Below are 6559 nucleotides of genomic sequence, written 5' to 3'. Positions count from 1 at the left end.
GCGGCGGCTGACGGAGGCGCTGGCCGGGGTGGCGGGAGCCACCGCCGACCGTGCCCTCGCCGCCCTCGCCCGGGACGAGGACCGCGCCGTCGCCCTCACCGCCGCCCACCTGCTCACCCTGCGCGGCGGCTGACGGCATCCTCCGCACACCGGCCCGCCCACGCCGCCCGCACCGCCGGATCACGCGTCACCCCGCGTGGCGGTGCGGGCAGGCCGTACTGGCGGTGCGGGCAGGCCGTACCGGGAGGCGGCCCGTCACCCCCGCCGCACCCGCAACGTCACGATCTCGAAGGGCCGCAGGGCGAGGTCGATCGCGGCCGGCGCGTCCCACGCCTGCGACCGCACCGCCGAGCCGGCCGGAACCTCCCGTTCCAGGAGGTCGGTCGTCCACGCCCGGACGTACGGTTCCGACACCTCGACGCGGGCCCGCGCCCGGCCGCCCCGCGCCTCGTACAACCGGACGACGAGGTCCCCGGACCGGTCCTCGGCCAGTTTCACCGCCTCGACCACGACCGCGGGGGAGTCCACCGCGACCAGCGGAGCCACCGGCCCGGCGCCGGTCACCGTCCGCACGGGCAGGTTGAGCCGGTACCCCGTGTCGAGCGCCTCCAGCACGGTCGGCGCCGGCCGCACCGCCGTCCGCAGCACGTGCGTCCCCTGGTCCGCGTGCGGGTCGGGGAACCGCGGCGCCCGCAGCAGCGACTGCCGGACCAGGGTGTGGGCCGAGCCGTCCGCCGCCCGGTGCCGGGAGATGTCATGGCCGTACGTCGAGTCGTTGGCGACGGCGACACCGAACTCCGGCTCGCCGACGTGCACCCACCGGTGTGCCGCGGTCTCGAAACGCGCCATGTCCCACGACGTGTTGGAGTGGGTGGGCCGCTGCACGTGCCCGAACTGCACCTCCGAGGAGGCCCGGTCGGCGTGGACCGCGAGCGGGAACGCCAGCTTCACCAGCTTCTCCCGCTCGTGCCAGTCCACCCGTGTCTCGATGTCGAGTTCCGCCCCGCCCGCCGCGAGCCGGAAGGTCTGCGTGAACGACGAGTCACGGAACGACCGCTGTACCACCAGCGCCCCGTCACCCGCCCGAACCGCGTCCGCCTCGCGGAGTTCGGTGATGTTGTGCCGGTAGTGCGCGTCGACGTCCCACGCGTCCCACTGGTTCGGCGTGTCACGGCACACCTGGAGCAGCGCCGCCGCCTCCCCCTCGGCGAGCAGCTCACGCCCCGAGGAGTGGTCCACCAGCGACACCAGGAGCCCCGCGGCGTCGAAGCCGGCCCGCAGCACGCCGTTGTCGAGCACCCAGCCCGCGCCGTCGGCCACGGGCGCCGTCCACCCCGGCACGGACCCGGCCGCCGCGCCGAGCGCCGGTGCCCCCGCCGCGCCGACGGGTGCGGCGTTGAACACGAGCGGGACGTCGCCCTCGCCCGCCAGCGCGCGCTGCGCCGCCTCGATCAGCGGTGTCAGCGAGGCGGCGACGGCCGCGTAGTTCCGCTCCGCCTCCTCGTACACCCAGGCGATCGAGGAGCCGGGCAGGATGTCGTGGAACTGCTGGAGCAGTACGGTGCGCCAGGCGTCGTCGAGCGCGTCGTACGGGTACGTCCCGAGCCCCCGCCAGGCGGCCGTGGCGTTCCACAGCTCCGCCTCGCGCAGCAGGTGCTCGCTGCGGCGGTTGCCCTGCTTGGTCCGCGCCTGCGACGTGTAGGTGCCCCGGTGCAGCTCCAGGTACATCTCGCCCGACCAGGTGCCCGGCGCGGGATGCGACGCCTTCGCCTCCTCGAAGAAGTGCCGGGGCGTGCTGATCTCGACCCTCGGGGAGCCCTCCAGGGACCGCGTACGGGCGGCGGCCTCCAGCATCTCCCGGGTGGGCCCGCCCCCGCCGTCGCCGAAGCCGAACGGCAGCAGCGAGATGTCGGAGACGCCCTTCTCCGCGTACTGGCGCTCCGCGCGGGCCAGTTCCGCGCCCGACAGCCGCGAGTTGTAGGTGTCGGCGGGCGGGAAGTGGGTGAAGACGCGGCTGCCGTCGATGCCCTCCCACCAGAAGGTGTGGTGCGGCATCCGGTTGGTCTCGTTCCAGGAGATCTTCTGCGTGAGGAACGCGTTCGCGCCCGCCGCGAGGGCGATCTGCGGCAGCGCGGCCGTGTACCCGAAGGAGTCCGGCAGCCACACCTCCTCCGGCTCGAAGCCGAACTCCCGCAGGAAGAACCCCTTGCCGTGCACGAACTGCCGGGCCAGCGCCTCACCGCCCGGGAGATTGGTGTCGGACTCGACCCACATGCCGCCCGCCGGCACGAACCGGCCCTCGGCGACCCGCTCCCGGATGCGCTCGAACAGCTCCGGGTAGTGCTCCTTGATCCACGCGTACTGCTGGGCGCTCGAACAGGCGAAGACGAAGCCGGGGTGGTCGTCCATGAGGGCCAGCACGTTGGAGAAGGTGCGCGCGCACTTGCGGACCGTCTCCCGCGTCGGCCACAGCCACGCCGAGTCGATGTGCGCGTGGCCCACCGCGACCACCCGGTGCGCGCTCGGGTACGCGGGGGAGGCGAGGACCTCCGCGAGCGCCTTCCGGCCCGCTCCGGCGGTCTCGGCGACCCGGTCGGGATCGACGGCGTCGCACATGCGCTCCAGCGCGCGGAGGATCTCGGCGCGGCGCGGCAGCGACTCCGCCAGCTCCGCGATCAGCCCGGTCAGCGTCCAGCAGTCCCGCAGCAGCGCGTCGACGGTCAGGTCCCGCTCGACGAGGTCGATCCTGCGCAGCGTGTACAGCGGGTCGGTACCGGCGGTGCTCCTGTCGCCCAGCGGAGTGGGCAGGAAGAAGCGGTCGCCGCCGACGTCGGGGTTGGAGGCGGCCTCGATGTACAGGTCGACGATGCCGGGCCCCACGGGGACGGCCGAGTTGAACGGCTCGACGCCCTTCACGATCGTGCCGTCGGGCCGGTACACGAGACCCTCGGCCTGGAAACCGGCCTGGGCCGGGGAGAAACCGAGGTCGACGGCGAGTTCCAGCGCGACCTCGGGCCCGCCCCAGCCGTCCGGGACCTCACCGGTGACGTGGAACCACGTCGTCCCCCACGGCTTGCTCCACGTCATGCCGGGCGCGAACGGCGTGAACTCCCGCCCCACGGCCTCGGCGAAGGGCACCGGCTCGCCGGGCACCTCCCACGCCGTCACGTCCAGCGCGACGTGCCGGCGTTCGACGGCCGGAGCGACGCGCTCCCGTACGAAACGCTCGACGCGCATCTCGATGTGGGCGGTGGTGTCGTGCATGTGTCCTCCTGACGGGCTCTGCGGGGGAGGGAACAGAGGTTCGACGCGGGACGCCGTCAGCACCCGCAGTGTTCTGCCCGGCGGGTGCCGCCCTCACGCCTGCGCCCCTGTCCCCGCCCCCCCGTCCCGTCGGCGGCCGAGGAGGACCGGCCGGCTACTTCTCCAGCTCGTCGGCGAAGGCGCGCAGCGCGTCCGCCAGGTCCTTCTTCGTCGGCAACTCGTCGACCTGCTTCTCCAGCTCCGCGATGCGCTCGTTCAGCTCGGCGATCCCGTCGGGTGCGGGTGACTCGTCACCGGGGCCCGAGGTGGGGACCGGCGGGTCGGTCACCTCGGTGGACGTGGGGCTCGGGTCACCGGGGCCGGTCCCCAGGCCGCCCGTTTCGGCCTCGCCGCCGCTGGTGCCGACATCGCCGTCCTCGCCGCCGCTCACGCCGCCGTCCGACCCGCCGGAGTCCCCGTCCGGGGGAGTGGAGGGCTCGGGGGAGGGGCTCGCGACCGGGGTGGGCGTGGCGGGCTCGTCCCCGTCGGCCGCGAGGGAGACGCCCACGCCCATCGCCGCCAGGGCCGCCGCCCCCGCGACGGCGAGCGCCAGCCGTCCGAACCGTCTGCGGGGACGGTCACCGTCCCCGTCGCGCTGGATGCTCCGAGTGTCCCGTATACCGTTTTCGTCGTGTGAGTGCGCCATGCCGGGGACGGTAGCGGGCCGAGATCGCGGACGGTCGGCTTCCGCGGATCTTCTCGGAAACCCTTGCTAGAGCGCGGCCGCCGGCTCCTCCCGGCCGCGCGTACGGGCCCACGCCCACGCCGCGCTGACCAGCAGCGCGGGCAGCACGGCGGCCGAGGCGCGCAGCCGGTCAGCGAGGAGGGCGAAGAGAGCCGCGCCGCAGATCAGGGGCGCCATCGTCACCAGCAGCCGCCTCGGCGGACGGCGCCCGGTGACCGCGTCCGCGACCGCGCCGGTCAGCAGACCCGTCAGATAGGCGGTGGTCGCGCCCGAGCCCGCCGCGACGCGCAGGCCGCCGCTCTGGCAGCCCATCGCCGCCGCGGCGGCCGCCAGCGCCACGGACCGCGCCACCCCCGCCAGATGTCCGCCCTCGGCGATCCACCAGCCCGCCACCGCCCACAGGACGGCGGCCTCCAGAAGCAGGAAGTCCAGCGGCGCGCACCGCGCGGCGCGCCGTACCGCGACCGCCAGCCGGCTGCCCACCGCCGCTCCCGCCACATAGGCCAGCACCGCCAGCCCGGCGGGCGCGGCCTGGGCCGCCCTGCCGGTGCCGAGACCGATCCCCACCAGCGCCGAGTTCGCGGTCACCACACTGGTGAAGACGCCGCCCAGCGACAGGAAACCCAGCGCGTTGACCGCTCCGGCGGCCGACGACAGCAGGGCCGTCGCCCAGCCGTCCGCCCGCCGGGCCGCTCCCCGCCCCCGCGACGCTCTCTCCGCATGTTCCGACACGCCCGCCCGCCTCCGTCCTCCGGGACCACCGGCACGCATCGTGACCGCTGCCCGCGCCCGCGCGGTGCCGCCGCGCCGGGCCGCACGGCGGCAGCGAGCACACAGGTCACCACCGAGCGTGACGAGGCGAGGTCAGGTGCCGTCTCGCACACCGGACGACACTTGCGGTGACGATTAGGCCAGCCTTACCGTGAATCCGATCAGGGCTGCGACCGTCACACCGGTCCGCCCGTGGCGAGCGCTCCATCGTTGCAGCGTGGCCGCCCTCCTCCCGCAGAGCCGCGCGGACCTGGGAGGTACCCCAGCCGCAACCCGCCCACAGGACCGCACTTGAATCACAGCACCCTCGGTCTGTACGACCCTGCCCTCGACCACAGTGACTGCGGCGTCGGCTTCCTCACCCGCCTCGACGGCACGCCGAGCCACGACGTCATCCGCAAGGGCGACGAAGCGCTCCGCGCCATCCCGCACCGCGGCGGCAAATCCGCCGAGGGCGTCGGCGACGGCGCCGGTGTGAGCGTCGACCTGTCGGTCGAGTTCTTCACCGCGCTCACCGGCGAGGAACTGCGCGCCGGACACTTCGGCGTCGCCAACTGCTTCGTACCGCTCGACGCCGCGCGCCGGGACGGCGCCGCGGACCTCGTCGGCCGGAGCATCGCCGGGCAGGGCTTCGAGGTGCTGCTGGTCCGCGACGTACCCGTGGACCACACCGTCGCGTGCCCCGCCGCCGAGCGGTACCAGCTGCCCCTCGTGCAGTGGGTGTTCCGGGCCCCCGCGGACTGGGAGCGTGCCGAGGTCGACGCCGCCGCCAACCGCGCGCTGCTCGCCGTCGAGGCCGTCGCCTACGCCGACGACGCGTACGCCGGCCTCTACCCGCTGTCGTTGAGCGCGCGGACCCAGGTGCTCAAGGGCCGGCTGAACTCCGGCGAGGTCATCGGCTACTTCCGTGACCTCCTCGACCCCCGGCACTCCGTGCGGTCGCTGTACTTCCACACCCGGTTCTCCACCAACACCGAGCCGCACCCGACCATGGCCCAGCCGTTCCGGCTCATGGCGCACAACGGCGAACTGAACACCGACCGCAAGAACCGGCTCTCCGACGAGGCCCTCGCCCGTGCCCGCACCCGCTCCATCGTGCGCCCGCCGGGCCAGTCCGACTCCAGCCGCCTCGACCAGACCCTGCAGAGCCGCGTCTTCGACGACGGCCTGGACCTCGTCGAGGCCGTCGTCACCCTCATGCCGCCCGCCTGGGAGAACGACCGCACCCTCCCGGCGCCCGTCCGCGACATGCTGGAGTACTTCTCGCTCTACGAGGAGAAGAACGACGGTCCCGCCGCTGTCATCTTCAGCGACGGCGACGTCGTCGGCGCCCGCCTCGACCGGCTCGGCCTGCGCCCGCTGCGCACCGTCGAGACCGCCGAGTACCTCATGGTCGCCTCGGAGGCCGGGCAGGTCGCCTTCCCCGACGAGGAGATCACGCACCGCGGCCGCATCGAGGCCGGCGGCATGCTCGTCGTCGACCACCGCACCGGCCGCCGGATGCGCACCCGCGAGGTCCTCGACGCCCTCGCGGCCCGCAAGCCCTACTCCGAGCTGCTCGACGCCGCCCGGGTCAACCTCGACGACCTGCCCGCCCCCGACTACTACCGGGGCACGACGACACTCGGCTACGACGGCGACCTCTCCGTCGCGGGCCGCTACGTGGCGTACTCGCTGAACCAGGAGAGCTTCCGGTTCATGCTCGACCCGATGCTCGCCGACGGGTCGGAGCGGATCTCCGCGATGGGCTACGGCAACGCCATCAACGCGCTCAGCGACACCGAGGGCGGCATGGCGAAG

The 6559-nt window shown here is 74.1% G+C and carries 3 protein-coding genes and 2 pseudogenes; 2 read left to right on the top strand and 3 right to left on the bottom strand.

Annotation, left to right across the window (positions count from 1 at the left end; genetic code table 11):
- A pseudogene (locus UW392_RS38775) lies at positions 1-133 on the top strand (MerR family transcriptional regulator); the annotation flags it as partial.
- A gap of 122 nt (positions 134-255) precedes the next feature.
- On the opposite strand, the gene UW392_RS38770 reads toward UW392_RS38775, so the two are convergent.
- From UW392_RS38770 to UW392_RS38760, 3 genes are all read right to left on the bottom strand, one after another.
- The gene (locus tag UW392_RS38770) at positions 256-3264 is read right to left on the bottom strand and encodes an alpha-mannosidase (RefSeq protein ID WP_320779941.1); all 3009 of its coding nucleotides are present in this window, start codon (positions 3262-3264) and stop codon (positions 256-258) included.
- A gap of 154 nt (positions 3265-3418) precedes the next feature.
- Complete coding sequence (locus UW392_RS38765; RefSeq protein WP_320779940.1) at positions 3419-3949, bottom strand: hypothetical protein; 531 nt, start codon at positions 3947-3949, stop codon at positions 3419-3421.
- A 66-nt stretch (positions 3950-4015) separates the two neighbouring features.
- A complete protein-coding gene (locus UW392_RS38760) occupies positions 4016-4720 on the bottom strand; it encodes a YoaK family protein (RefSeq protein WP_320779939.1) in 705 nt (234 codons plus the stop codon).
- Between the two features lie 330 nt (positions 4721-5050).
- On the opposite strand from UW392_RS38760, the pseudogene UW392_RS38755 reads away from it, so the two are divergent.
- Positions 5051-6559, top strand: a pseudogene (locus UW392_RS38755) (glutamate synthase large subunit); the annotation flags it as partial.

Source organism: Streptomyces sp. CRN 30 (assembly GCF_034105845.1).
Note: the sequence above shows the minus strand (reverse complement) of the source record. Positions and strands in the feature narration are given on the sequence as shown.

What these genes read in the sequence shown, in the direction of transcription:
- UW392_RS38770 (WP_320779941.1), bottom strand. Translation starts at nt 3,264, where the DNA reads ATGCACGACACCACCGCCCACATCGAGATGCGCGTCGAGCGTTTCGTA.
- UW392_RS38765 (WP_320779940.1), bottom strand. Translation starts at nt 3,949, where the DNA reads ATGGCGCACTCACACGACGAAAACGGTATACGGGACACTCGGAGCATC.